This is a genomic window from Variovorax sp. GW823-FHT02B07 (genome assembly GCF_058797695.1).
Genome location: NZ_JBXAJX010000001.1, coordinates 33,363 through 59,104, shown reverse-complemented (window position 1 = coordinate 59,104; position 25,742 = coordinate 33,363). Strand labels below are relative to the sequence as shown.

Annotated in this window: 25 protein-coding genes; 8 read left to right on the top strand and 17 right to left on the bottom strand. The window is 68.6% G+C overall.

Features of this window, described 5'->3' with window-relative positions:
* The first annotated feature begins 122 nt into the window (after positions 1-122).
* Complete coding sequence (locus AC1RGU_RS00300; protein WP_492694011.1) at positions 123-794, top strand: urease accessory protein UreF; 672 nt, start codon at positions 123-125, stop codon at positions 792-794.
* A gap of 21 nt (positions 795-815) precedes the next feature.
* Complete coding sequence (gene ureG, locus AC1RGU_RS00295) at positions 816-1,466, top strand: urease accessory protein UreG (RefSeq protein WP_369644510.1); 651 nt, start codon at positions 816-818, stop codon at positions 1,464-1,466.
* A 37-nt stretch (positions 1,467-1,503) separates the two neighbouring features.
* Here ureG and AC1RGU_RS00290 read toward each other — a convergent pair whose 3' ends face one another.
* Complete coding sequence (locus AC1RGU_RS00290) at positions 1,504-2,382, bottom strand: pirin family protein (RefSeq protein ID WP_492694010.1); 879 nt, start codon at positions 2,380-2,382, stop codon at positions 1,504-1,506.
* Between the two features lie 151 nt (positions 2,383-2,533).
* On the opposite strand from AC1RGU_RS00290, the gene AC1RGU_RS00285 reads away from it, so the two are divergent.
* Positions 2,534-3,490: a LysR family transcriptional regulator gene (locus AC1RGU_RS00285; RefSeq protein ID WP_159278200.1), complete on the top strand. Its 957-nt coding sequence runs from the start codon at positions 2,534-2,536 to the stop codon at positions 3,488-3,490.
* Here the strand turns inward: AC1RGU_RS00285 and AC1RGU_RS00280 are convergent.
* The 3 genes from AC1RGU_RS00280 to AC1RGU_RS00270 all read right to left on the bottom strand — a co-directional run bounded on the left by AC1RGU_RS00280 (position 3,479) and on the right by AC1RGU_RS00270 (position 6,689).
* On the bottom strand, positions 3,479-4,084 hold the full coding sequence (locus tag AC1RGU_RS00280; RefSeq protein ID WP_492694008.1) for an ATP-binding protein: 606 nt from the start codon (positions 4,082-4,084) through the stop codon (positions 3,479-3,481). The two genes, AC1RGU_RS00285 and AC1RGU_RS00280, sit on opposite strands and share 12 nt — an antisense overlap.
* A gap of 278 nt (positions 4,085-4,362) precedes the next feature.
* Positions 4,363-5,523, bottom strand: a complete 1,161-nt coding sequence (locus AC1RGU_RS00275) for a porin (protein WP_492694006.1) — start codon at positions 5,521-5,523, stop codon at positions 4,363-4,365.
* 158 nt (positions 5,524-5,681) lie between these two features.
* Positions 5,682-6,689, bottom strand: a complete 1,008-nt coding sequence (locus tag AC1RGU_RS00270) for a bile acid:sodium symporter family protein (protein WP_390346206.1) — start codon at positions 6,687-6,689, stop codon at positions 5,682-5,684.
* Between the two features lie 70 nt (positions 6,690-6,759).
* Between AC1RGU_RS00270 and AC1RGU_RS00265 the strand changes: the two genes are divergently transcribed.
* On the top strand, positions 6,760-7,686 hold the full coding sequence (locus AC1RGU_RS00265) for a LysR family transcriptional regulator (protein ID WP_095949393.1): 927 nt from the start codon (positions 6,760-6,762) through the stop codon (positions 7,684-7,686).
* On the opposite strand, the gene AC1RGU_RS00260 is transcribed toward AC1RGU_RS00265, so the two are convergent.
* On the bottom strand, positions 7,646-8,068 hold the full coding sequence (locus AC1RGU_RS00260; protein ID WP_492694004.1) for a response regulator: 423 nt from the start codon (positions 8,066-8,068) through the stop codon (positions 7,646-7,648). The genes AC1RGU_RS00265 and AC1RGU_RS00260 overlap by 41 nt on opposite strands.
* 110 nt (positions 8,069-8,178) lie before the next feature.
* Positions 8,179-9,165, bottom strand: coding sequence for a quinone oxidoreductase family protein (locus AC1RGU_RS00255; RefSeq protein ID WP_492694002.1), 987 nt, complete (start codon positions 9,163-9,165; stop codon positions 8,179-8,181).
* A gap of 108 nt (positions 9,166-9,273) precedes the next feature.
* On the opposite strand from AC1RGU_RS00255, the gene AC1RGU_RS00250 reads away from it, so the two are divergent.
* On the top strand, positions 9,274-10,185 hold the full coding sequence (locus AC1RGU_RS00250; RefSeq protein WP_492694000.1) for a DMT family transporter: 912 nt from the start codon (positions 9,274-9,276) through the stop codon (positions 10,183-10,185).
* A gap of 19 nt (positions 10,186-10,204) precedes the next feature.
* Here AC1RGU_RS00250 and AC1RGU_RS00245 read toward each other — a convergent pair whose 3' ends face one another.
* From AC1RGU_RS00245 to AC1RGU_RS00230, 4 genes are read right to left on the bottom strand one after another with little or no spacing between them, the layout of a single operon-like run.
* Positions 10,205-10,996, bottom strand: a complete 792-nt coding sequence (locus tag AC1RGU_RS00245) for an SDR family oxidoreductase (protein WP_062479426.1) — start codon at positions 10,994-10,996, stop codon at positions 10,205-10,207.
* A 40-nt stretch (positions 10,997-11,036) separates the two neighbouring features.
* Positions 11,037-11,990 (bottom strand): DMT family transporter, encoded by a 954-nt coding sequence (locus tag AC1RGU_RS00240; protein WP_492693998.1) that lies wholly within the window; start codon positions 11,988-11,990, stop codon positions 11,037-11,039.
* 21 nt (positions 11,991-12,011) lie between these two features.
* Positions 12,012-13,625 (bottom strand): gamma-glutamyltransferase family protein, encoded by a 1,614-nt coding sequence (locus AC1RGU_RS00235; protein ID WP_159274989.1) that lies wholly within the window; start codon positions 13,623-13,625, stop codon positions 12,012-12,014.
* A gap of 15 nt (positions 13,626-13,640) precedes the next feature.
* On the bottom strand, positions 13,641-14,612 hold the full coding sequence (locus tag AC1RGU_RS00230) for a tripartite tricarboxylate transporter substrate binding protein (protein WP_062479418.1): 972 nt from the start codon (positions 14,610-14,612) through the stop codon (positions 13,641-13,643).
* Positions 14,613-14,975: 363 nt separating this feature from the next.
* Here AC1RGU_RS00230 and AC1RGU_RS00225 point away from each other — a divergent pair, with 363 nt between their 5' ends.
* Positions 14,976-16,253 (top strand): porin, encoded by a 1,278-nt coding sequence (locus AC1RGU_RS00225; RefSeq protein ID WP_492696429.1) that lies wholly within the window; start codon positions 14,976-14,978, stop codon positions 16,251-16,253.
* Between the two features lie 32 nt (positions 16,254-16,285).
* On the top strand, positions 16,286-17,626 hold the full coding sequence (locus AC1RGU_RS00220; protein WP_492693995.1) for an amidohydrolase: 1,341 nt from the start codon (positions 16,286-16,288) through the stop codon (positions 17,624-17,626).
* 71 nt (positions 17,627-17,697) lie between these two features.
* On the opposite strand, the gene AC1RGU_RS00215 is transcribed toward AC1RGU_RS00220, so the two are convergent.
* The 7 genes from AC1RGU_RS00215 to AC1RGU_RS00185 form a co-directional block, all read right to left on the bottom strand.
* Positions 17,698-19,209 (bottom strand): tripartite tricarboxylate transporter permease, encoded by a 1,512-nt coding sequence (locus AC1RGU_RS00215; RefSeq protein WP_062479412.1) that lies wholly within the window; start codon positions 19,207-19,209, stop codon positions 17,698-17,700.
* Between the two features lie 18 nt (positions 19,210-19,227).
* A complete protein-coding gene (locus tag AC1RGU_RS00210) occupies positions 19,228-19,713 on the bottom strand; it encodes a tripartite tricarboxylate transporter TctB family protein (protein ID WP_062479410.1) in 486 nt (161 codons plus the stop codon).
* A 218-nt stretch (positions 19,714-19,931) separates the two neighbouring features.
* A complete protein-coding gene (gene tfpB, locus AC1RGU_RS00205) occupies positions 19,932-21,722 on the bottom strand; it encodes a type IV pilus assembly ATPase TfpB (protein ID WP_390346223.1) in 1,791 nt (596 codons plus the stop codon).
* 18 nt (positions 21,723-21,740) lie between these two features.
* Positions 21,741-22,523, bottom strand: coding sequence for a class I SAM-dependent methyltransferase (locus AC1RGU_RS00200; RefSeq protein ID WP_492693993.1), 783 nt, complete (start codon positions 22,521-22,523; stop codon positions 21,741-21,743).
* Complete coding sequence (locus AC1RGU_RS00195) at positions 22,523-23,065, bottom strand: DNA-deoxyinosine glycosylase (protein WP_492693991.1); 543 nt, start codon at positions 23,063-23,065, stop codon at positions 22,523-22,525. The genes AC1RGU_RS00200 and AC1RGU_RS00195 overlap by 1 nt, the downstream gene beginning before the upstream one ends.
* A gap of 107 nt (positions 23,066-23,172) precedes the next feature.
* Positions 23,173-23,658, bottom strand: coding sequence for a hypothetical protein (locus tag AC1RGU_RS00190; protein WP_062479399.1), 486 nt, complete (start codon positions 23,656-23,658; stop codon positions 23,173-23,175).
* 130 nt (positions 23,659-23,788) lie between these two features.
* Entirely contained in the window at positions 23,789-24,649 is an 861-nt protein-coding gene (locus AC1RGU_RS00185; RefSeq protein WP_492693989.1) for a TatD family hydrolase, read from the bottom strand.
* 89 nt (positions 24,650-24,738) lie between these two features.
* On the opposite strand from AC1RGU_RS00185, the gene AC1RGU_RS00180 reads away from it, so the two are divergent.
* Complete coding sequence (locus AC1RGU_RS00180) at positions 24,739-25,737, top strand: S1C family serine protease (RefSeq protein ID WP_139700083.1); 999 nt, start codon at positions 24,739-24,741, stop codon at positions 25,735-25,737.
* Positions 25,738-25,742 lie beyond the last annotated feature (5 nt).

Sequence of the window (25,742 nt, the reverse complement as noted above, 5' to 3'; positions counted from 1 at the left end):
TGCGCAGGACACCGGGTGCTTCCCGCAGCGAAATCAAGGAGGAGGGGCGAAGCCCCGGGGGACATTCGCGGAGGGAAGTACCCGGTGGCCTGCGCACGCGCCCTGAACCACCGCGCTGAAGAATGTCAAACCCCCACAGCCTCCTACAGCTCATCTGGCTAGCCTCCCCCGCCCTGCCGGTCGGCGGCTTCTCGTACTCCGAAGGCGTCGAGGCCGCGGTCGAATGGGCCGGCATCCATTCTGAAGCCAGTGCCACCGAGTGGCTCTCCGACCAGCTGCACCTGAGCTTCGCGCGCGGCGACCTCGCCCTGGCCGCCCAGGCGATCACCGCCTGGCGGGCGAACGACGCGCAGCGCATCCGCACCCTCAACGACTGGGTGCTGCACACCCGCGAATCCGCCGAGTTCTTCCTGCAGACCGAGCAGATGGGCCGCTCCTTCGTCGAGTGGCTCAAGCTGCACCATGCCGACACCGCCGAAGTCTTCGCCGGCCTGCCCGCGACCTACCCCGTGGCCTTCGCGTTCGCCGCCAGCCGCACCGAAGCCACCGTGCAGGACGGCTGCCTGGCCTTCGCCTTCGGCTGGGCCGAGAACATGGTGGCCGCCGCCGTCAAGGCCGTGCCGCTGGGCCAGAGCGCGGGCCAGCGCATCCTGGCGCGGCTCGCGAACGAAATCCCCGCGGCCGTCGACCGCGCAATGCAACTGAGCGACGACGAGCGCCAGGCCTTCGCGCCCCTGCTGGCGGTGTTGTCGGCCCGCCATGAAACACAATATTCCCGCCTCTTCCGAAGCTGACCGAACCGGACCTTTTCGCCCATGACCTCCGCCCTGCACCACATCCCGAACCGCACCAAGAAGCTCCCGCCGCTGCGCGTGGGCATCGGCGGCCCCGTCGGCTCGGGCAAGACCACCCTGCTCGAAATGCTCTGCAAGGCGATGCGCGACAAGTACGACCTGGTCGCCATCACCAACGACATCTACACCAAGGAAGACCAGCGCCTGCTCACCGTGGCCGGCGCGCTGCCGGCCGAGCGCATCATGGGCGTGGAAACCGGCGGCTGCCCGCACACCGCGATCCGCGAGGACGCCTCGATCAACCTCGAGGCCATCGACCGCATGCTCGAAGACTTTCCCGACGCCGACATCGTGTTCGTCGAATCGGGCGGCGACAACCTCGCCGCCACCTTCAGCCCCGAGCTGTCGGACCTCACCATCTACGTGATCGACGTGGCGGCCGGCGAGAAGATCCCGCGCAAGGGCGGCCCCGGCATCACCAAGAGCGACCTGTTCGTCATCAACAAGACCGACCTCGCGCCCTACGTGGGCGCCAACCTCGACGTGATGGAACAGGACACCCAGCGCATGCGCCGCCAGCGCCCCTACGTGATGACCAACCTCAAGACGCTCACGGGCGTCGCCGAGGTTGTCGCCTTCATCGAGGCCCGAGGCATGCTCACCGCCGCCTGATTCTTCAATCAGGGCGGCGGCGAACGCGGTGTCGCGCTCAGTGCGCCACAGCCTCCGGCATCTGCCCGAACTTCCCGCTGCCGAAGTCCTTCATCGCCTGCACGATCTCGTCGCGCGTGTTCATCACGAACGGGCCGTGGCCGACGATGGGCTCGTCGATCGGCTCGCCGCTGAGCAGCAGCACCACCGCGTCATTGTTGGCGTCCAGCGTGAGCGCATCGCCCGCGCGATCGAGCAACACCATCTGCGCGTCGCGCACGACCGTCTCGCCGTTCACCTGCACCGTGCCGCGCAGCACCACCACCGCGGCCGTGTGGCCTTCGGGCACCGGCAGCGTCACCTGCGCGCCCTGGTTCAGGCGCAGGTCCCACACGTCGATGGGCGTGAAGGTGCGGGCCGGCCCCTTGTGGCCGAGGTAGTCGCCCGCGATCACGCGCACGCTGCCCGCGCCTTCGGGCAGCGGCACCGACGGAATCTGCGCATCCACGATGGCCTGGTAGCCGGGCGTGGCCATCTTGTCCCTGGCGGGCAGGTTGACCCACAGCTGCACCATCTCGAGCTCGCCGCCGTCGCGCGTGAACGCTTCGGAATGGAACTCCTCGTGCAGGATGCCTGCGCCGGCGGTCATCCATTGCACGTCGCCGGGGCCGATGGTGCCGCCCTGCCCGGTCGAGTCGCGGTGCGACACCTCGCCCTTGTAGACGATGGTCACGGTCTCGAAGCCGCGGTGCGGGTGCTGGCCCACGCCGCGCGGCTGAGCGGTCGGCGTGAACCGGGCCGGACCGGCGTAGTCAAGCAGCAAGAAGGGGCTGGCGTGGCGCCCCAGCGTGTCGTAGCTGAACAGCGAGCGCACGGGAAAACCGTCGCCCACCCAGTGCGGGCGCGGTGCGCTGTAGGTGCCGAGGATCTTCTTCATGGTCTGTGTTCCTTTCCATCTGGCGGCTCGCCCGGAACGGGAAAGCCATGGATCAAGGATGGGGCCGCAACGATGCTTTGAGTAGATGCCAGAATTCGCCCTCATCGTTCCATCTGGCGAACGATCAACGGCACGGAGGGCCCCCCAAGCCATGCGCGACCTGAACGACCTTTACTACTACGCCCAGGTGGTCGACCACGGCGGTTTTGCCCCGGCCGGCCGCGCGCTCAGCGTGCCCAAGTCGAGCCTGAGCCGGCGCATCGCGCTGCTCGAGGAGCGGCTGGGTGTGCGCCTGATCCAGCGTTCCACGCGCCGCTTCAGCGTCACCGACATCGGCCGCCAGTACTACGAGCATTGCGTGGCCATGCTGGTCGAGGCCGACGCCGCGCAGGAGGCCATCGACCGCCTGCAGGCCCAGCCGCAGGGGCTGGTGCGGCTGTCGTGCCCGCCGGCGCTGGTGTACTACCAGGTGGCCGAGATGCTCGCCCGCTTCATGACCGAGTGCCCGCGCGTGACCGTGCAGCTGGAGAGCACCAACCGCCGCGTCGACGTGATCCGCGAAGGCTTCGACCTCGCGCTGCGCGTGCGCTTTCCCCCGCTCGAAGACACCGACCTGGTGATGAAGGTGCTGGGCCACAGCACGCAGCGGCTGGTGGCCCACCCGCGCCTGCTCGAAGGCCTGACGGCGCCGGCCAGCCCCGCCGACATCGGCCTGCTGCCCAGCCTGGACCTCGGCCCGGCCCAGCCGCACCACACCTGGTCGCTCGAAGGCCCCGACGGTGCGAGCGCCGAGGTGCGCCACCAGCCCCGGCTGGTGACCGACGACATGGCCGCGCTGCGGCATGCCGCCCTGCAAGGCGTGGGCGTGGCCAAGATGCCGACGATGATGGTGCGCGACGACCTGCAGGCCGGCCGCCTGGTCGACGCGCTGCCGCAATGGGCGCCGCGCAGCGGCATCGTGCATGCGGTGTTCCCCTCGCGCCGCGGCCTGCTGCCGTCGGTGCGCAAGCTGGTGGACTTCCTGGCGGTGGAGTACGAGGCGCTCGAAGCCCTTGAGCTTTCGGGCGTATCGGCCGCATCGGGGCCGACGCGCACCTCAGTCGACTGATCCGGTGGTCACTGGCGCATAGAGCGGCAGGCGCAGCGTCAGCCCGAGCACGCCGCCGTCGTCCGGCGCCGAATAGATGCGCCCGCCGTGGCGCCCCGCGATGCGCTCGCAGATGCGCGCGCTGGCCAGCGAGGCGGCGTCGAGCGCGTCGAAGAAGCGCGCCAGCGGTGGGCGTTCGCTGTCTGCGTCGAGGTCGCGCCAGTGAACGACGGCCTGCGTGCCTTCGATGCGCGCGCGCACCTGCAGCGTCGCGCCCGCCGCCATCACGCGCGCGGCATGCGCGGCCACCTTGGCCAGCAGCTCGCGCAGCTCCGACGGAATGCCGAAGACCGGCACCGCTTCCGCGGGCAGATCCACAGCGAGGTGCAGCGATGTTGCATCGCCGGGCTCGGCGCCGAGCAAAGGCCGCAGATCCTGCACGCGGCTGTCCGCCAGGTGCTGGTGCAGCTCGGTGCGGGCCCGCTGCGCGAGGCCACGGGCGTGCACGGCCGCGCGGGCGTTGGCGACGAACAGCGCGCCCATCAACGCGAGCACGCCGGCCAGGCCGAGGCCGATGAGCGTGGCAATGACCAGGCCGAGTGAACTGCCGTACATCGTCGACAGCCCTCAGCGCATTTCGGGAAAGGCCGGCCGCGCGCAGCCGCTCGGGGCCTCGCAGCGTGGCGGGGGCGGCGGCCCTTCGGCGCGAAACCCCGGCGGTGGCCCGGGCGGAAAAAGAGGAGGCGGCAGCACGATGCAGCCCGACAGGCCGAGTGCTGCCAGCACGCCTGCGAGGTGATGAATCCGGATCATGTGAATCGATGCGTTGCGTGTTCGACGGCAGGGGCCGTTCGCGTGCGCCGGCAGCGCCGACGCACGCGAAGGTAGGCCGATCAGAACGCGTGGCGAATGCCGAAGTCGTAGCCCGTCGACGAACGCGGCAGGCCCGTGTAGCCCACGCCCGTGCTGCCGTAGCCCGTGGTGCTGGCGGCCGTGAGGCTGCCCGTGTAGTTCGCGTCGTTGCGGTTGCTCACGCGCGCCACGGTGGCGTACAGCGCGGTGCGCTTGGACAGGTTGTGCACGTAGCCGATCGCGAGCTTGTTCGCGCGCGGGTCGTCGCCCGTGACGCCGACCGCGCCTTCGTTGTAGCGCACGGTCGAGTACGACGCGCGGATCAGGCCCGCGCCCACCGGCATGCTCGCGCCGATCAGGTAGCCGTTGTAGCTGTCGTGGCTGTTGCCCAGTGCCGCGAGGTCGAACTTGTTCTTCACGTTCGACAGCTCGCCGAACAGCTTGACCGGGCCGAAGTCGTACGACGCACCGAGGTTGATGGTTTGCACCTTGCGCGTGAGCGTGGTGGTGTCGACCGCCACGTTCTGGCCCACCGCCAGCGCGATGTCCAGCGGACCGTTCGCATAGCCGAAACGCCCGCCCACATAGCGCCCGGCGCTGCTGCTGGTGGCGGCCGTGGTGTCGGTCGCACTGGTCTTCGTGTTCTCGTTCAGGCTGTACTGCAGCTGGCCGTAGAAGCCGCCGAGGTTGGGCGGCAGGAAGTAGCCGACCATGTTGCTGGCGCGCACGTAGTTCGTGTTGCCCAGCGCGGTGCTGCCGCTCACCGTGTTGATCACGCTCGAGCCCGAGCCGTTGGTGCCGAACGGGTCGAACACCGTGTCGTTCCAGAACGTGGCCGTGTAGTCGCGGCCCAGCCGCACTTCGCCGAAGCCGCCCGACAGGCTGACGGTGGAGCGGCGGTTGAAGTTGGCGATGCCGTTCGCGCCGTCGTCGTTGCTGATCGGCGCCTCGAGCCAGAAGCTGGCGGCGAGCCCGCCGCCCAGGTCTTCCGTGCCGCGAAAGCCGATGCGGCTGGAGTTGTAGCCAGAGTTGGCCAGGCTCCATTGGCTCTGCTTGCTGGTGGTGCCCGTGACGGGGTTGCGCGAGGTGGCGCTCTGGTAGCTCACGCCGGCATCGACGACGCCGAACAGGGTGACCGACGATTGGGCAGAGGCCAGGCCGGTGACGGCCAGCGCGGCGAGTGCCGTGAGGGATTTCTTCATTCAGGTTTCTCCGGGGTTTTCAGCTGCTCTTCATCGAGCCGCTGACCGGATGGTCCTGTTCAAAATTGGAGGAATCTGGTGGACGCCAGCCCTCCCCTCAGAGGTGTTGTTTTGCGTTCACGCGCCGACAGGTGCGTGAACGCCCTGCACCGGGCAGGCTACTCGGCCGTACGCAGCGCAGGCGCCGGGGACGTCGCCGCGCGCCGCGCATAGCGCTGCGCCAGCACCGCGCACACCATGAGCTGCATCTGGTGGAACAGCATCAGCGGCAGCACGATCGCGCCGACGGCGTGCGAGGCGAACAGCACCTTGGCCATCGGAATCCCGCTCGCCAGGCTCTTCTTGGAGCCGCAGAAGACGATGGTGATCTCGTCCTCGACGCTGAAGCCGAAGCGCCGCGCCATGAAGGTCGTCAGGCCCAGCGCCAGCGCCAGCAGCACGCCGCACACCAGCAGCAGGCCCAGCAGCGCGCTCACGGGAATCTGCTTCCAGAGCCCTTCGATCACCGCCGCACTGAAGGCCGTGTAGACCACCAGCAGGATCGAGCCCTGGTCCACGAACTTCAGCACCGCGGCGCGCTTCTGGATCCACTTGCCGATCAACGGGCGCGACAGGTGGCCGATGACGAACGGCACCAGCAGCTGCAGCAGGATGCGACCGATCGCATCAAGCGACGAAGACGACGCCACGGCGCCGCCCTCGGGCAGCACCACCAGGCTCACCAGCACCGGCGTGATGAACACGCCCAGCAGCGTCGAAGCCGAAGCACTGCAGATGGCGGCCGGCATGTTGCCGCGCGCCATCGCCGTGAACGCAATCGCCGACTGCACCGTGGCGGGCAGCACGCACAGGAACAGCACGCCCGTGTACAGCTGCGGCGTCACCAGCGGCCCCAGCACAGGCCGCAGCGCGAGCCCCAGCACCGGGAACAGGATGAAGGTGCAGGCGAACACCAGCAGGTGCAGCCGCCAATGCGTGATGCCCGCGAGGATCGCCTCGCGCGACAGCTTGGCGCCGTGCAGGAAGAACAGCAGCCCGATCGCGACCGTGGTCAGGCCCTCGAAGAAATGGGCCACGCGGCCGCTGGCGGGCAGCAGGCTGGCCAGGGTGACGACCGCGACGAGCGTGAGCGTGAAGTTGTCGGGGAGGAAGCGTGAACGTGCCATGCCCCGCATTGGACCTTCCGGCCATTCAAAAGAGAAATGGATTTATCGGATGGATATATGATTTGAGCGCATGAACGTCACGCTGCGCCAACTCCGCGTCTTCCGCTCGGTGGCCGAGGGCCGCAACTTCAGCCGTGCCGGCGACCAGGTGGGCCTGAGCCAGCCGGCGGTGAGCCGGTCGATCTCGGAGCTCGAGGCCCAGCTCGGCCTCAAGCTGCTGGACCGCACCACGCGCGAGGTGGTGCTGACCGAAGCCGGCCACTCGTTCGCGGCCCGGCTCGACCGCGTGCTCGACGAACTCGACCAGACCCTGCAGGACGTGGCCGGCCTGGCCAGCGCGCGCGGCGGCAAGGTGCGCGTGGCCAGCAGCCCCACGCTTTCGGCCAACCTCATGCCCGACTGCATCGCGGCCTGCGCGGTGCAGGCGCCGGGCATCCAGTTCCTGCTGCTCGACCGCATCCAGCAGGACGTGCTGGACAGCGTGCGCAGCGGCGAGGTCGACTTCGGCGTGGTGATCGAGCCCTCCGAGGCCGACGACCTGCACTGCGAGTCGATCCTCGCCGACCCCTTCATGGTGGTCACGCTGCCCGGCCACCGGCTGACGGAAAAGAAGGCCTCGGTGAACTGGTCGGCGCTCGACGGCCAGCCGCTGGTGCTGCTCGATCACGCCTCGGGCAGCCGGCGCCTCATCGACCAGGCGCTGGAGCGGCACGGCGCGCGCTGCGACGTGAAGCAGCAGCTGGGCCATGCGACCACCGTGTTCCGCATGGTCGAGGCCGGCATCGGCATCAGCGTGATGCCGGGGCTGTCGCTGCCGCCCGAAGGGCTGGCCCGGCTGGTGGTGCGCCCGCTGGTGCCGAACGTGCAGCGCGCGATCATGCTGATCCGGCGCCGCAACCGCGAGCTGTCGCCGCTGGCGCAGCGGGTCTGGCGCATGGTGCGCGAGACGGCGGCGCTCAGTGAGGCGCCCGCGGCCCCGCCGACGAAGGCGCGCTGAAGAAGCGCTCCTGCCGCTGGCGCACGCAGAAGTCGATCAGCTCCTCCACCTCGGTGGCCTTGTCGAACACCGCGTCGGCGCCGAGCTGCGCGCACTTGCGGCGCGTCTCGGGCGTGGCGTGGTTGCTCAGCACCACCATCTTCTGCCTCGGGTCGCGGTTGCGGCAGGCCTCGAGCACGCTGTAGCCGGTGCCGTCGCCCAGGAACAGGTCGACGATGGCCAGGTCCCACAGCGCCGGGTTGCGCGTGAGCCAGCGCGTGCCCTCGGCCTCCGATTCGGCCTGGCCGACCGGATCGATGCGCGCCATCTCGCGCAGCGTGCCCGCCAGGCTGGCGCGCTGGGCGGGGTTGTCTTCGACGATGAAAGCGCGGACGGTGGTCATGACGGGCTCTGCAAAGGGACAAATGCAGGCTACAAATTGCGCCCGCCACAAGTCGAAGGTGTGACACCCCACCGCGCGTAGGACATCACCCGCCGGCCACCCGCCCGGACTCAGAGTGTGAGGATGGTGCAGCCCGTGGTCTTGCGCGCCTCGAGGTCGCGGTGCGCCTGCTGCACGTCGGCCAGGGCGTAGCGCTGGTCGATCGGGATCTTCACCGCGCCGCTTTGCACCACGGCGAACAGGTCGTCGGCCATGGCCTGCGTGCGCTCGCGCGTGGCGATGTGCGTGAACAGCGTCGGGCGCGTCACGTAGAGCGAGCCCTTCGAGGCCAGCAGGCCGAGGTTGACCGGCGGCACCGGGCCCGAGCCGTTGCCGAAGATCGCCAGCAGGCCGAAGGGGCGCAGGCTGTCGACGGAGCCTTCGAAGGTGTCCTTGCCCACCGAGTCATACACCACCTTCACGCCCTGGCCGCCGGTGATCTCCTTCACGCGCGCCGCGAAGTTCTCGGTGCTGTAGTTGATGGCGTGCGCCGCGCCGTGCGCCAGCGCGAGCTGGCACTTGGCGTCGCTGCCGGCCGTGCCGATGAGCTGCAGGCCGAGCGCCTTGGCCCACTGGCAGGCGATGAGGCCGACGCCGCCGGCCGCCGCATGGAACAGCACGAAGTCGCCAGGCTGCAGGCCTTCGGCGGGCAGCGTCTTCTTCAGCAGGTACTGGGCCGTGAGGCCCTTGAGCATCATGGCCGCGCCGGTCTCGAAGGAGATGTCGTCGGGCAGCTTGCACACGCACTTGGCGGGCATCACGCGCAGCTCGCAATACGCGCCGGGCGGCTGGCTCGCGTAGGCGGCGCGGTCGCCCACCTTCAGGTGCGTCACGCCCTCGCCCACCGCCTCGACGATGCCCGCGGCTTCCATGCCCAGTTGCAGCGGCATCTGGAACGGGTACAGGCCGGTGCGCTGGTAGGTGTCGATGAAGTTCAGGCCCACGGCCTTGTGGCGGATGCGGATCTCGCCGGGGCCGGGCTCGCCCACCTCGACCTCGACGACCTTCAGTTCCTCGGGACCGCCGTGGCGGTCGATACGGACGGCTTTGCTCAACATCGTTGCTGTCTCCACGCAGGGAAAAAAGAATGGGACGGGCATCGTGCCACGTTTGCCTTTTTCTCGACGCGGCACGGTCTCCGTGCCGGCCCGGTAGAGTCGGCGGCCATGTCTTCCGCATCGCACCACCGCCTCACGCCCCTCACCGCCCTGCTCCTCACCGTGCCGCCCCTGCTGTGGGCCGGCAATGCGGTGGTCGGCCGGCTGGTGCGCGCGCTGGTGTCGCCGCTGACGCTGAACTTCGTGCGCTGGGTGATCGCGTTCGTGCTGCTGCTGCCGCTGGCGGCCTGGGTGCTGCGCCGCGACAGCCCGCTGTGGGCGCACTGGCGGCGTTATGCGCTGCTGGGCCTGCTGGGCATCGGCCTGTACAACGCTTTTCAATACCTGGCGCTGCAGACCTCCACGCCGATCAACGTCACGCTGGTGGGCTCCAGCCTGCCGCTGTGGATGCTGACCGTGGGCACGCTGTGCTTCGGCGCGCGCGTCAGCCGGCGCGCGCTGGGCGGCGCGCTGCTGTCGATGCTCGGCGTGCTGCTGGTGCTGAGCCGCGGCGAGTGGCAGCAGCTGCTGGCGCTGCGGCTGGTGCCGGGCGACCTGTACATGATCGCGGGCACCATCGCCTGGGCCTTCTACAGCTGGCTGCTGGCGCGCACGCACGAGCCCGTCAATGTGCGCAGCGACTGGGCCGCCTTCCTCATGGCGCAGCTGGTGTTCGGCGTGGCGTGGTCGGGTGCGCTGGCCGCCGGCGAATGGACCTTCACGCCCGCCCACCTCGACCTGGGCTGGCCGCTCGTGAGCGCGATGCTGTTCATCGGCATCGGCCCGGCCGTTTTGGCCTACCGCTGCTGGGGCACCGGCGTGCAACGCGCGGGGCCGCAGGCGGCGAGCATCTTCATGAACCTCACGCCGCTGTTCGCGGCCGTGCTGTCGGCGGCCTTCCTGGGCGAGGCGCCGTACTGGTACCACGGCGCCGCCTTCGTGCTGATCGTGGGCGGGATCGTGGTGTCGTCGCGGCGCTGAACGCGCGCCGCTGCGTCGGTCAGTAAGTGCCGGGGTAGGCGCCGCCGTCGGCCAAGACGTTCTGCCCGGTCATGTAGCCGGCCTGCATGCTGCACAGGAACGCGCAGATCGCGCCGAACTCGGCCGGATTGCCGAAGCGCTTGGCCGGAATGTTCTTCTTGCGCGCTTCCCACACGGTGTCGAAGTCCTGGCCCGACTTCTGCGCCGCACCGGCCATCGTGCCCTTGAGGCGGTCGGTCTCGAAGGAGCCCGGCAGCAGGTTGTTGATGGTCACGCCCTGCGCCGCCACCGACGTGCGTGCCACACCGGCCACGAAGCCCGTGAGGCCGCTGCGCGCGCCGTTCGACAACCCCAGGATGTCGATCGGCGACTTCACCGAGCTCGACGTGATGTTGACGATGCGACCGAAGCCGCGCTTGGCCATGCCGTCCACCGTGGCCTTGATGAGCTCGATGGGCGTGAGCATGTTGGCGTCGACCGCCTTGATCCACGCCTCGCGGTCCCAGTTGCGGAAGTCGCCGGGCGGCGGGCCGCCGGCGTTGGTGACGACGATGTCGAAGTCGTGGCCCAGCGCGAACACGGCCGCGCGGCCGGCTTCGGTGGTGATGTCGGCTGCCACGTGCTTGACGAAGGGCCCCGACGGGCCGGCCACCGCCACCAGCTGCTTCGCAGCGGCGTCGAGCGCCTCGGCGCCACGCGCCACGATCACCACGTTGACGCCTTCGCGCACCAGCGCCTCGGCGCAGCCGTAGCCCAACCCCTTGCTCGCGCCGCACACGAGTGCGGTCCTGCCTGCAATGCCCAGATCCATGTGTTTGCTCCCGTCGATCGATCGATCGATGCTGCAGGGGCTACCGCCCCTTGCGTGTGAAAACGAAGATGCCCGCGATGACGAGCACCGTGCCGGCCGCGATCCACGCGGTGAACGGCTCACCCAGTATGACCACCCCCATGAGGATGGTCGACAGGGGCCCGATCATGCCGGTTTGTGCCGCAATGGCGGGGCCGATGCGCTCGATGGCCATCATCACCATGAGGACAGGCACCGCGGTGCAGAGCGTGGCGTTGAGCACCGACAGCCAGATCACCTCGGGCGCGACCGCCATCGCCGCACTCATCGGTCGCGTGAGCACGAACTGCAGGATGCACAGCACGCAGGCCACGGTGGTCGCCAGCCCCACGAGCCGCAGCGACCCGAGGCGCTTGACGAACTCCCCGCTGTACACGAGGTAGCCCGCATAGCTCACCGCGCTCAGGAACACGAGGAACGCGCCCCATGCGGCCGCGCCGCCGCCCTTGCCGCCGCCCCCGGTCCACAGCTCGTGGCCGAACACCAGCAGCACGCCGGCATAGCTCACGACCATGCCGAACACCTGCGGGCGCGTCGGGCGGCGCCGGTACAGCAGCCAGCCGAAGAACAGCACCAGCGTGGGGTTGAGGTAAAGAATCAGCCGCTCGAAGCTGGCCGAGATGTAGGCCAGCCCGGCAAAGTCGAGAAAGCTCGCGAGGTAGTAGCCCGAGAAGCCGAGCCCGAGGATGCCGAGCCAGTCGCGCGTCGTGAGCGCAGGCTTGCCGCGCCCGGCCCACCACACCATCAGCGCGAACAGCGGCAGCGCGAAGAGCATGCGCAGCATGATGAGCGTGATGGCGTCGACGCCGTAGCGGTACGCCAGCTTGACGATGATGGCCTTGCCGCTGAACGCGATGGCGCCCAGCGTGGCCAGGACGAGGCCAGTGGCGTAGCCCTTGCGGGCGGCCTCGTGTCCGTGCGGGGGAATGCCGACCGATGCGGCTGTCTTGTTCATCCCCCGATCATCCCTTGATCCTCAATAGCCTGCAGCGAGGCCGTCGCGGCGCGGATCGCTCGCGGCCACGTAGCCTTCCACCGAAGGCTCGCCCGCACGCCAGATGAACTGGCCGGCGCCGAAGTCCTGGTAGGAGTCGTTGATCACCTCGAGGTGGTGGCCCAGGTCGCGCAGCCCTTGCAACGTATTGGCATTCATCGCAGCCTCGACGTTGATCTCGAGCCCCGCGTTGAAGCGCCAGCGCGGCGCATCGCAGGCGGCCTGCGGGTTCTGGCCGTAGTCGAGCATGCGCACCAGCGTCTGCATGTGGCCCTGCGGCTGCATGTTGCCGCCCATCACGCCGAAGCTCATCACCGGCTGGCCGTCCTTGGTGAGGAAGGCCGGGATGATGGTGTGGAACGGGCGCTTGCCCGGTGCCACCACGTTCGGGCTCTCGGCCTTGAGGCTGAAGCCGTGGCCGCGGTTCTGCAGGCTGATGCCGAATTCAGGTTCCACGCAGCCCGAGCCGAAGCCCATGTAGTTGCTCTGGATGAAGCTCACCATCATGCCGCTCTCGTCCGCGGCCGTGAGGTAGATGGTGCCGCCCTTGACCGGGTTGCCGGCCTTGAAGTCCTGCGCCTTGTTCACGTCGATGAGTCTCGCACGCGAAGCCAGGTAGGCGTCATCGAGCATTTGCGCGGGGGTCACCGTCATCGACGATGGCTCCGACACGTAGCGGTACACGTCGGCGAAGGCCAGCTTCATGGCTTCGATCTGCAGGTGCTGCGACTGCACCGAGTCGACCGGCAGCGAGGCGATGTCGAACTTCTCGAGGATGCCCAGCGCGATCAGCGCCGCGATGCCCTGGCCGTTCGGCGGGATCTCGTGCAGCGTGTGGCCGCGGTAGTCGCGCGAAATCGGCTTCACCCACTCGGGCTGGTAGGCCGCCATGTCGGCCACGGTGAGCGCGCCGCCCTGTTCTTGCGAGAACTTGGCGATGGCCTCGGCGATCTCGCCGTTGTAGTAGGCCTCGCCCTTGGTGCGGGCGATGGCCTTGAGCGCGCGGGCCGCCGCGGTGAAGCGGAACAGCTCGCCGACCTCGGGCGCGCGGCCCCAGGGCAGGAAGGCCTGCGCGAAGCCGGGCTGCGATTGCAGGATCGGCGTGGCCGCCGCCCACTTGCCCTGCACCACCGGCGGCACGAGGTAGCCGCGCTCGGCGATGTCGATGGCCGGCGCCATCAGGTCGGCGAACGGCAGCTTGCCGAAACGCTCGCTCATCGCAACCCAGCCGCGCACCGCGCCCGGCACCGTCACCGAGTCGATGCCGCGCATCGGCGGCGTGGCGGCATCGGCGCCGTACTTGGCCTTGAAGTACTCGGGCGTCCAGGCCTTCGGCGCAGGGCCCGAGGCGTTCAGGCCGTGCAGTTCCTTGCCGTCCCACAGGATGCAGAAGGCGTCGCTGCCCAGGCCGTTGCTCACGGGCTCGACCAGCGTCATCACCGCGGCCGTGGCAATGGCCGCATCGACCGCGTTGCCGCCCTGCTGAAGAATGCGCAGGCCTGCTTGCGCGGCCAGCGGGTGCGAGGTCGCGACCACGTTGCGTGCAAACACCGGGAGGCGGGTCGAGAGGTAGGGGTTGTTGAAGTCGAAGTTCATGTCGGCGTGCTCTCGTTAGTCATTCGTGATCTTGCGATCGACGACGATCTTTTTCCACTTGGCGGCATCAACGGCCACCATCTTTGCGAATTGCTCGGGCGTGCCCGCGTTCGCCGGCTCGATGCCCAGGCGGGCGAGCTTGTCCTTCAGCTCCGGATCGGCCAGCGCCTCGTTGGCGGCCTTGTTCACGCGCGCCACGATGTCGGCCGGCAGCCCCTTCGGGCCGTAGAAGCCGAACCAGGTGGTCGACTCGAAGCCGGGCAGCGTGTCGGCGATGGGCGGCAGCTCGGGGGCGAGCGGACTGCGCTTGAGCGAGGTCACGCCCAGCGCGCGCAGGCGGCCGTCGCGCACGTGCGGCATGCCGGTGGGCAGCGAGTCGAACAGCACGTCGACCTTGCCGCTGATGAGGTCGGGCACCGCCAGCGCCGTGCCGCGGTAGGGAATGTGCGTGACGAACACGCCGGCCTGCGCCTTGAACAGCTCCGCCGTGAGCTGCACGATGGTGCCGTTGCCGCTCGATGCGTAGTTGAGCTTGCCGGGGTTCTTCTTCGCGTTGTCGATCCATTCGCGCACCGTCTTGGCGGGCGTGTTGACCGGCACCAGCATGATGCTCGGCGCGTCGCCCACGTGGGCGATGGGCGTGAAGTCGCGCACCGTGTCGTAGGGCAGCTTGGGCGTGATGGCCGGGCCGATGGCGTGCGTGCTCGTGGTCGCGAGCAGCAGCGTGTAGCCGTCGGGCGGCGCCTTGGCCGCGAGATCGGAACCGATCGCACCGCCCGCGCCGGGCTTGTTGTCGACCACCAGCGTGGCGCCGAGCTTCTCGCCCATCTTCTGGCCCAGCGTGCGGGCGAAGAGGTCGGTGGCGCCGGCCGCCGGGAACGGCACGATCAGGCGGATGGGCCGGTTCGGGTAGTTCTGGGCCAGTGCGGGCACCGCGGCCAGCACCAGCGCAGCCGCGGCAAGCGCGGCGCGGGTGGTTCGTTTCATGGAATTCATTGTGTCCGAGGTGGTGTGTCGGGAGCGCGCCTTGTCCGACGTGGCCGCAGGATTGGACACGCGGGGCATTGAAAAGGGAAATGGATTTATCGGATAGATATATGAATCTGGCGCATCAATGTTGCCACGGCCATTGCCTCGGCCATCACGCGGCACGCGGCCTTGCGCCCGACCATCAGAAATAGCGATGGGGTCGCATCAGCAAACGGTATTTCCTCCCGGGCGCCCTGCCGTCCGATAGTCGCGCCAGTCCACTCGACACAGAAGTGGCGCACAGGAGACCTCCCCTTGAACTTTCCTTCCTTCGAGGGCGCCGATGCCGGCGCCCTCTGCTTCAGCTCGCGCGTTCTTCGCGTGAAGCAGCACCCGCTCGGCATGGCCCTGCTGGCGCTGGCCGGCGCGGCCTCGGCGCAGTCCTCGGTGACGCTGTTCGGCGTCATGGATGCGGGCGTCAGCCATTTCGAAACCGTCAGCGAGTACCGCCCGGCGTTCGATCCGCGGCGCCCTGCCGCCGCCGTGCTCGCCGCGGCCGTGCCGAGGGTGACGCAAAGCCAGACCACGCTATCGCGCGGCGGCTACCGCGGCAGCAGCCTGGGTTTTCGGGGCACGGAAGACCTGGGCGGCGGCCTGGCGGCGAGCTTCTGGCTGGAGTCGAACATCGCCAACGACGACGGCAAGACGGGCCTGGCCTCGTTCGCCAAGCGTTCGACGCTGAGCCTGTCGGGCGGCTTCGGCGAGCTGCGGCTGGGCCGCGACTACACGCCGATCTTTCGCAACGACTCGCTGGCCGACCCCTTCGCCGTGCAGGGCGCGGGCCTGTCGGTGATCGCGCGCGTCAACAGCGCCTCGTCCACGCTCCTGGGCGGCGCACCGGCCGGCGTGGCGGCCGGCGACAACTACGCGCGCGCCAGCAACAGCATCGGCTACTTCCTGCCGCCGGACCTCGGCGGCTTCCACGGGCAGCTCCAGTACGCCTTGCCCGAGAACGTCCGCTACAGCCCGGACGTGACGCCGACGAACGCGCGCGGGCGCTACCTGGGCGGGCGCTTCGGCTACGCCAAGGGACCGCTCAACGTGGCGCTGGCGTTCGGTGAAGACAACAAGGACCGCCTGCCCTCGGGCGCCGCGGCCCGCCCGCCCATCGACGCCGGCGGCGAGGACCGACTGAAGACCCTCAGCCTGAGCGCCACCTACGACTTCGGCCCCGTCAAGCTGCTGGGCGAACTGTCGCAGCTGCGGCACCGGCGCGCGCAGGCGCAGCCGTGGATGCAGGATCGCACCGACAAATACAACGGCTACCTGGTGGGCGCCACGGTGCCCGTGGGCCCGGGACTCCTCCGCGCCTCTTTCGGTCGCGTCAGCTACAAGGCCGGCGCCACCGGCCTGCCGGGAGACACCGCACAAGGCGCCAGCGCCAGCCAATGGGCGCTGGGCTACGTGCACCACCTGTCCCGCCGCACGGCGCTGTACGCCACGTTCGCGCGCGTTCGCATCCGGGACGGCCAGAACGACAAGGCGATCGGCGCCGTGACGAGCGCCAGCGACGCGCCCTATCCGGGCTACCTGGCCACCAGCGGCTGGCGCCCGCGCAGCGCCACGGGCTACGACTTCGGCATCCGCCACATCTTCTGATCTTCATCTTCATGCGCCCCTGCATTCATTCCATGCCGACCCACGCACACACCTTTGCCCTTCGTTCACTGGCCGCTGCCCTCCTCGCCCTCAGCCTCGGCGCAGGCGCACAGGCCCAGCCCGCCGCATCGCCGCAGGCGTCGGCGATCCCGCCGCTCGTCGATGCGATGTACCCCCGGCTCGACGCTCTCTACAAGGACCTGCACGCCCACCCCGAGCTTGCTTTCAAGGAAACGCGCACCGCCGCCCTGCTCGCCGCCGAGATGCGCGCCATCGGCTTCGAGGTGACCGAGAAGGTCGGCGGCACCGGCGTCGTGGCGCTGTACCGCAACGGCTCCGGGCCGGTCGTGATGGTGCGCACCGACATGGACGGCCTGCCGATGGAAGAGAAGACCGGCCTGCCCTACGCCAGCCAGGCCCGCACCGACTGGGGCGGGCGCGACAGCTTCGTGGCCCACAGCTGCGGCCACGACATCCACATGGCCAGCTGGCTCGGCACCGCGCGCACGCTGGTCGCGCTCAAGGACCAATGGAAAGGCACGCTGATGTTCATCGGCCAGCCCGCCGAAGAAACCGTCTCGGGCGCCAAGGCGATGCTCGCCGACGGCCTGTTCACGCGCTTTCCCAAGCCCGACGCCGCGTTCGCGCTGCACACGGCGCCCACGCCCCACGGCGCCATCGGCTACGGCGTCGGCATCAGCAGTTCCAACTCCGACGCGCTGGAAATCGTGTTCAAGGGACGCGGCGGCCACGGCTCGCGGCCGCACACCACCATCGACCCGATCGTGATCGCCGCGCGCTTCGTGACCGACGTGCAGGCCGTGGTGAGCCGCGAGAAAGACCCGGCCGAATTCGGAGTCGTGACCATCGGCGCCATCCAGGGCGGCACCGCCGGCAACATCATCCCCGACACGGTCACGCTGCGCGGCACCATCCGCTCGTACAAGCCGCAGGTGCGCGAGCAGCTGCTGGCCGGCGTGCGCCGCATGGCCATGGCCGCCGCCGCGACGAGCGGCGCGCCCGAACCCGTGGTCAAGCTGGTGCCGGGCGGAGAAGCGCTGGTCAACGACGAAGCGGTCGTGACCCGCGCGGCCGCCGCGCTCAAGCAGGCGCTGGGCCCGGCGCAGGTCGTTCAATCCACGGTGCCCTCGACGGGCAGCGAAGACTTCTCGGCCTTCATCAACGCCGGCGTGCCGTCGATGTACTTCACGATCGGCGTGCTCGATGCGCGGGACATCGCGGCCTCCGCCCAACCCGGCGGCAAGCCGCTGGCCCGCAACCATTCGCCCTTCTTCGCACCAGTGCCCGAGCCGTCGATCAAGACCGGCGTGCACGCGATGACCGTGGCGGTGCTCAGCGCGCTGGGCAGATAGGGACAACGGCATCCCAAAAAGAAAAACGGCGCCCGAGGGCGCCGTTTGTGCGTTCAGGGAAAGCCCGTCGATCAGTCTTCGACGAAGGCCTCTTCGCGCTTCGATTTCACGGCCGGCAGCAGCACGATGATGAGCAGCAGGGCCGCGGCCGCCAGCAGGCTGGCCGAGATCGGACGCGTCACGAACACGCTCCAGTCGCCACGCGACAGCAGCAGCGAACGGCGCAGGTTCTCTTCCATCATCGGGCCCAGGATGAAGCCCAGCAGCAGCGGTGCAGGCTCGCAACCCAGCTTGAAGAAGGTGTAGCCCACCAGACCGAAGATGCCCACCATCCAGATGTCGAAGGTGTTGTTGTTGGTCGAGTACACACCGATCGCGCAGAACAGAACGATCGCCGGGAACAGGAACTTGTAGGGCACCGACAGCAGCTTGATCCACATGCCGATCAGCGGCAGGTTCAGCACGATCAGCATCGCATTGCCCAGCCACATCGAGGCAATGAGGCCCCAGAACAGCTCGGGGTTGCTGGTCATGACCTGCGGGCCCGGCTGGATGTTGTGGATGGTCATCGCGCCCACCATCAGCGCCATCACGGCGTTGGGCGGAATGCCCAGCGTCAGCAGCGGAATGAAGGAGGTCTGCGCGCCGGCGTTGTTGGCCGACTCGGGAGCCGCCACGCCGCGGATGTTGCCCTTGCCGAAGGGCACTTCGCCCGGCTTCAGCTTGGTCTTCTTCTCGATCGTGTAGGCCGCGAAAGCCGCCAGCAGTGCACCGCCGCCTGGCAGGATGCCCAGGGCAGAGCCCAGCGCCGTGCCGCGCAGCACGGCAGGCACCATGCGCTTGAAGTCTTCCTTGGTCGGGAACAGGCCCGAGACCTTGGCGGTGAACACTTCGCGCTCGTCGTCCGGACGCGAGAGGTTGGCAATGATTTCGCCGTAGCCGAACACGCCCATGGCGATGGCCACGAAGCCGATGCCGTCGGTGAGTTCAGGAATGTCGAAGCTGTAGCGTGCAACACCCGAGTTCACGTCGGTACCGACCAGGCCCATCAGCAGGCCCAGCACGATCATCGCGATCGCCTTGAGCAGCGAACCCGATGCCAGCACCACGGCGCCGATCAGGCCCAGGATCATCAGCGAGAAGTATTCGGCCGGGCCGAACTTGAAGGCCAGCTCGGTCAGCGGCGGTGCGAAGGCGGCAAGAATCAGCGTGCCGACGCAACCCGCGAAGAACGAGCCCAGACCGGCCGCAGCGAGCGCCGGACCTGCACGGCCCTTGCGCGCCATCTGGTAGCCGTCGATCACGGTCACCACCGACGACGATTCGCCCGGCAGGTTCACCAGAATCGCGGTGGTCGAGCCACCGTACTGTGCGCCGTAATAAATACCGGCCAGCATGATCAGCGCCGACACAGGCGGCAGCGCATACGTGGCGGGCAGCAGCATCGCAATCGTCGCGACCGGGCCGATGCCCGGGAGCACGCCGATCAGCGTGCCCAGAATGCAGCCGACCAGGCAGTACAGCAGGTTCGTGAAGGTAAAGGCAACGCCAAAACCCATTGAGAGGTGTTCAAACAGTTCCATGTGAGCAGCTTTCTTCTCTCAACCGATGAAGGTCGGCCAGACCTGGATCTGCAGCTTCAGCGCCCAGATGAATGCAACGTAGCTGCCGATGGCCAGAACGGTGGCCAGGATCAGCACGGTGGGCAGCTTGAACTCGTGGCCCGCGAGGCTGGCGATGATCACGAGCGCGTAGATCGCGATGATCATGCCCATGGCCGGCACGCCGATGCTCGGCAGGCCGCCGAGCAGCACGCCGAAGGCGAGGTTGGCGCCCAGGATGAACACCACTTGCTTCCAGGCCCACTTGCCGATTTTTTCGCCATCGGTCGTTTCAACGGTGAGCCCGCTGAACATGATGCCCAGGCCGATCAGCGCCATCAGGATGCCCAGCATGAGCGGGAAGTAACCCGGACCCATGCGGGCGCCGCTGCCCACACTGTAGGTGGTGGCGCCCCATGCGAACGCCACGCCCACGACGGTGAACATCAGTCCCGAGAAAAAGTCTTTCTGACTTTTGATTTTCACGAACAGTCTCCTCGAACAATTTCGATGCGGGATTGTCGAGTCAGCCTCCGGTCAGGCCGATGTGGATTCCACTAACCAAAGGACTAGGGATAACCCGAAATGACTCATGGGATCCCCTTCAAGAAACACCGCGGAACCGGCTTTGCCGGGCCGCTGGTGTTGCCCCCGGCGAGGGGGTTGGCGTAGCGACACGAAGTGCGCGAAGCCTGGGGGAGGACCTATTCCAGCGGAGGCGTTGCGCTGAGCACTTCCTCGATGGTCGTCACGCCCTCGGCCACGCGCAGCGCGCCGGCCAGGCGCAGCGGCCGCATGCCGTCGATCACGGCCTGGCGCCGCAGCCCCGTGAGGTTCGGTTCCTTGGTGACCTGATCCTTGAAGGGCTCGGTCACGCTCAGCAGTTCGTACAGGCCCATGCGGCCCATGTAGCCGGTCATGCGGCAATCGACGCAGCCCACCGGCTTGTAGGCGCGCACCGGACCGGTGATCTGCCACGGCTTGACGATGGCCTCGAGGCTCTCGCGCGTGACCGCGTCGTCGGGCTGCTTGCAATGCGGGCACAGCGTGCGCACCAGGCGCTGCGCGAGCACGCCCAGCATCACGGCGGTGATGAGGTACGAGGGCACGCCCAGCTCCATCATCCGCGTGATGGCGCTGGGTGCGTCGTTGGTGTGCAGCGTGCTGAACACGAGGTGGCCGGTGAGCGCGGCCTGCACCGCCATCTCGGCGGTGGCGAGGTCGCGGATTTCGCCGACCATGATGATGTCCGGGTCCTGCCGCATGAGCGCGCGCAGGCCCTCGGTGAAACCGAAGTCGAGCTGCGGCTGCACCTGCGTCTGGTTGAACGAGGGCTCGATCATTTCGATCGGGTCTTCGACCGTGCTCACGTTGACCTCTTCGGTCGCCACGCGCTTGAGCGTGGAGTACAGCGTGGTGGTCTTGCCCGAGCCCGTGGGCCCGGTCACCAGGATGATGCCGTTGGGCCGCGTGACCAGCTGCTCCCAGCGCTGCGCGTCGTGCTGCGCGAAGCCCAGCGCGTCGAGGTCCTTCACCGCGGTGTCGGGGTCGAAGATGCGCATCACCATCTTCTCGCCGAAGGCGGTCGGCAAGGTCGACAGGCGCATTTCGACTTCGTCGCCGCGCATGTTGCGGGTCTTGATGCGGCCGTCGAGCGGGCGGCGTTTTTCGACCACGTCCATGCGGCCCAGCAGCTTGATGCGCGCGACCATCGCGTTCATCACGCCCATGGGCATCTGGTAGGCGGGGTGCAGGATGCCGTCGATGCGAAAACGGATCACGCCCTGCTCGCGGCGCGGCTCCAGGTGGATGTCGCTGGCGCGCTGGTCGAAGGCGTACTGCCACAGCCAGTCGACCACCTGCACCACACTCTGGTCATTCGCGTCGAGCTGCTTGGTGCTCTTGCCCAGTTCGACCAGCTGCTCGAAGCTCGCGCCGCCGGTGTTGCCGCCGGCCTTCTGCGCGGCGCGCACCGACTTGGCGAGCGCGAAGAATTCGGCCGTGTAGCGCTGGATGTCCGACGGGTTGGCCACCACGCGGCGCACGGTGCGCTTGGACTGGCGCTCGACCTCGGCGATCCAGTCGATGAGGAACGGTTCGGCCGTGGCCACCACCACCTCGTTCGGCAGCACCTGCACGGGCAGCACCTTGTGGCGCTCGGCGTAGCCGGCGCTCATGGTGTCGGCCACCTTGCCCACGTCGACCTTGAGCGGATCGATGCGCAGGTAGGCCAGGCCGGCGCGGCCGGCGAGCCACTGCGTGAGCGCCTCGAGGTCGAGCGGCTTGCCGTCGGCCTCGCGCGTCATGGCCACGTTGGCCAGGCGCACCAGTGGCGCCTGCCGGCTCTCGGCCTGGGCGCAGCGCGCGATGGTGCGCTTGGCCTCCATCGGCGAGATCACGCCGTCGGTGGCGAGCCATTCGATCAGGCGACGCAGGTCGAGCGGACCTTCGTGGCGGGCAGCAGAGGCGGAAGCGGCGGCGGGTACAGCGCTCATGAACCGGAGGTCAGGTGATCAGGTGGTGAGGGAAAGCGTCATCGGCTTGAACACCCGCAGCCATTTCGGCGCGGGCAGGCCCCAGCGAGTCTGGATGGTTTGGGCGCGCTCGGCAAGCACCTCGCGCTTCGGGCGCGACGGTGTGCGCTGGGCCAGCACCACCGTGTTGCCTTCGCGCGTCGGCTTGAAGGCCCAGACCGCGTCGGCGCCGAAAGCGGCAGCGATTTTCTCGAGGCTGCGCTCGTAGCTCGACGAGCGGCCGAAGAGGTTGACCGTCATGCAGCCGTCTTCGGTGAGCAGCGCGCGGCAGTCGGCATAGAAGGCTTCGCTGTCGAGCACCGGCGCGGCGGCCTCGTGGTCGTACAGGTCGACCTGCAGCGCGTCGACCGCGCCCTGCCATTCGGGTTTGCGGATTTCCTCGGCCGCATCGGCGATCACCACGCGCAGCTTCAGGTCGTCGGCCGGCAGCTTGAACCAGCCGCGGCAGGCCGACACCACCTGCGGGTTCAGCTCGACCGCGGTGGTGCGCATGCGCAGCGTCTTGCGGCTGAACTTGGTGAGCGTGGCCGCGCCCAGGCCCAGCTGCATCGCGTGGCGGTTGCCCACGCCCTTGCTGTCGACGAACAGCAGCCAGGCCATCATGCGCTGCACGTACTCGAGCTCGATCTCGAAGGGCGCGTCGAGCTTCATCGAGCCCTGGACCCATTCGGTGCCCAGGTGCAGGTAGCGGATGTCGCCCCAGTCGGAAAAATTGACTTCGGGCAGGACGAGGGTTTTCTTGGAAGAAGCGGAAGAAGCCATCAGAGAAGGTGGTGGGCAACGAAGACCTCGCGCCAGGCCGCGAGCTTGCGCTCGAAGGACCACGACGCGTTGGCGGGGCTGGTGGATGGCAGCGAATACACCGGCACCCCGAGGGTGCGCGTGTGGCGTGCATGCTTGAAGCTCTCGCCGCCGTTGTGGGCGATGGCGGCGAGCTTCGGCAGTTGCAGGCCGGCGATGTCGTTCACGACCGGCGAGCGGATCGCGGTGTCGAGGCTGCCCTCGCGCTCGCAGGCGCCGTACACGTCCCACACGCCGAGGCCGCGATCGAGCAGCCAGTCGCAGCGCGCGCGGTAGCTGTCTGCGCCCGTCGGAAGCAGGGGGTCGGGCCAGAGGGCTTGCAAGATCTTCCAGAACTGATTTTGGGGATGCGCATAGTACTGCTGCCGCTCGAGCGACTTGACGCCCGGGAAGCTGCCGAGGATGAGCACACGTGTGTTGGGCGAGACGATGGGCGCGAGGCCGGTCAGCACCATGCCGGCGGTGGCGGCAACGGCCGGGGACGGGACGGCGGTCGGTTTCATGGGCGGTATCTTGGCATTGCCACGCGGTGTGCCTGAACGCCCATGAAAAAACCCGCCGAAGCGGGTTCTTTCGAGAACGGGGCCGAAGCCCCGATGGAGGGAGCCGCTTACGGCTTCTTGGCCGCTTCGTTCTCGGCCGTGCCCGGCACCTTCTCGCCGATCGCCTTGCCGGCGCTGCGCATGCCGTCGGCCGTCTTGTGGCCGGCCGTTTCCACCGCGTCGCCGGTCTTCACGGCCGCCTTCTTGGTGGCGGTGGTGGCCTTCTTCGTGGTGTTCTTGGTGGCGTTCCAGGCCTTCTTGGTGCCGCGCTCGGTGGCGTTGGCTGCCTTCTTGGTGCCGCTCTTGGTGGCATCCCAGGCCTTTTCGGCGCCGCTTTCGGTCGCGTTCACGGCCTTCTTGGTCGTGCTCTTGGTGGCATCCCAGGCCTTTTCGGTGCCGCGTGCGGTCGCATCGACGGCGTCCTTGCCGGCTTCCTTCACCTTCTCGGTGGTCGTGGGCTCGGCCGCGGTGGTCTGCGCGATGGCCGACACACCGATGGAGGCCAGCGCCAGTGCGAGCGCGACGGGCAGGGTACGAACAAAAGATGTGGTCATGAAAGACTCCTTTTTTGAGTGAAGTGCGGAGTGACGACAGTGCCACTGGACAACCAACGCCACTTCGAACTTCAAGGATGACAGCAAAACCGGCCCGATGGCCTGCGCTGGCGCAACTCGGGAACTTGGCCTACGCGGCGGGCGGACGCCCCTCCGACACGTTCAGCAGACTTTGGAGCTTCGGCAGGGCTGCCACCGCATTGCGCGTGGTGTTTTCGGCCAGCGACGCGATGTCGATGCCCCGCAACTGCGCGACCACTTCGGCGATGCGCGGCAGCTCGCCGGGTTCGTTGCGGCCCTGCGCCTGGCCCGCGTCGCGCTGCGCCTGCGTGCGGTACAGCCAGTGCGGCTGGATGTCGGGCGCGTCGGTTTCCATCACCAGCGCGTCCATCGGCAAGGTGGCCGCGAGCCGGCGCAGTTGCAGCGCGCGCTCGAAGGTCACGGCGCCGCCGAAGCCCAGCTTCAGGCCGATCTCGATGCAGGCCTGCGCCTGCTGCTCGCTGCCGTTGAACGCGTGGGCGATGCCGTGCCAGGGCCGCCCGCCCGCGGTCTGGCGCAGGTGCTTGAGCACCTTGTCGACCGAGCGCCGCACATGGATGAGCACGGGCAGCCCGTGCTTGCGCGCCAGTTGCAACTGAGTGTGAAAGAAGCGTTCCTGTCTATCGGCGTCCAGGCCTTCGACGAAGTAGTCGAGCCCGATCTCGCCGACCGCCACCAGGCGCGGGTCGTCGCGGCGCGCATGCAGTTCGGCATCGAGCGTCTGCAGGTCGGCGTCGCTCGCCTGCCCCGTGCACAGCGGGTGGATGCCCAGCGCGTAGGCGTCGCCCTGCGCGTGGGCCAACTCGCGCACGGTGGCGAAGTTGAAGGCCGCCACCGCCGGAATGACGCACAGCACCACGCCCTGCGCCGCCGCGCGGGCGCGGATGACGGGCATCTCGGCACCGAATTCGGGCGCATCGAGGTGACAGTGGGTATCGACAAACGCAGCCATCGCGCGATGATGCCCGAAGGGATGCACAGGCGCGGAAAGCGTGCTACTGTGAACTCCTTCACGCGTCCTTTTTTGCCGGAGGTGCTCCGATGCGCAGGCCCGCTTTCTACAGCCGCTCGCCCCGCACGCTGCCGCCGGCCGCAGCACCGGCGGCCGGGTCGCCGGCGGATGCCGCGGCTGTGGCCGAGGCCGACGCCGTGCAAGCCCCTCCCCCTCGCGCACGCTGGCAGCCGGGCCGCCGCGCCTTCGCACTGCTCACCGTCAGCTGCATCGCTATCGCCGCCGGCGGCGCCTTCTGGGCACCGCGCCAGGGCGCCAAGGCGCTCACGCAGAAAGACATCGACGCCGCCGTGCTGCGCACGCTGCAGACGGCCACCCTGCCCTCGCCCGCCGCCAAGGCCGCCGACATCGTGCGGCCCTCGGTGGTGCGCGTGGTCGGCTACGGCCCCGAGAAGGCCACGCCCGAGGCCAAGACCCAGAAGCGCGGCCGCAACATGGCCAAGGGCAAGCCGCCCGAAGCACCCGCCGACGGCGGCACGCCGGGCGAGGTCGAACGCGGTGTGGGCACGGGCGTGGTGATCGTCGACAAGGGCGTGATCCTCACCAACCTGCACGTGGTCGCCGGCGCCGAGAAGATCAAGGTCACCTTCGCCGACGGCCTGGAGGCCATCGCCGTCATCACCGGCGTGCAGCCCGAGAACGACCTCGCGGTGCTGCAGGCGCAGAAGATTCCCGACGACCTGATCCCCGCCGTGATGCGCTCCACCGCCGACCTGCGCTCCGGCGACCAGGTGGCGGCCGTTGGCTTTCCGTTCGGCATCGGGCCGTCGGTGTCGGCCGGCGTGGTGTCGGGCCTGAAACGCTCCTTCCGTTCGCCCGAGGGCAAGCAGGAGCTGGGTAACCTGATCCAGTTCGATGCCGCCGCCAACCCCGGCAACTCGGGCGGCCCGCTCATCAACATGGACGGCGAGGTGCTGGGCATCGTCACCGCCATCCTCAACCCGACGCAGCAGCGCACCTTCATCGGCATCGGCTTCGCGGTGCCGATCGAGAACGCCGCTTCGGCGGCCGGCTCGCCGCCTTTCTGATTTCT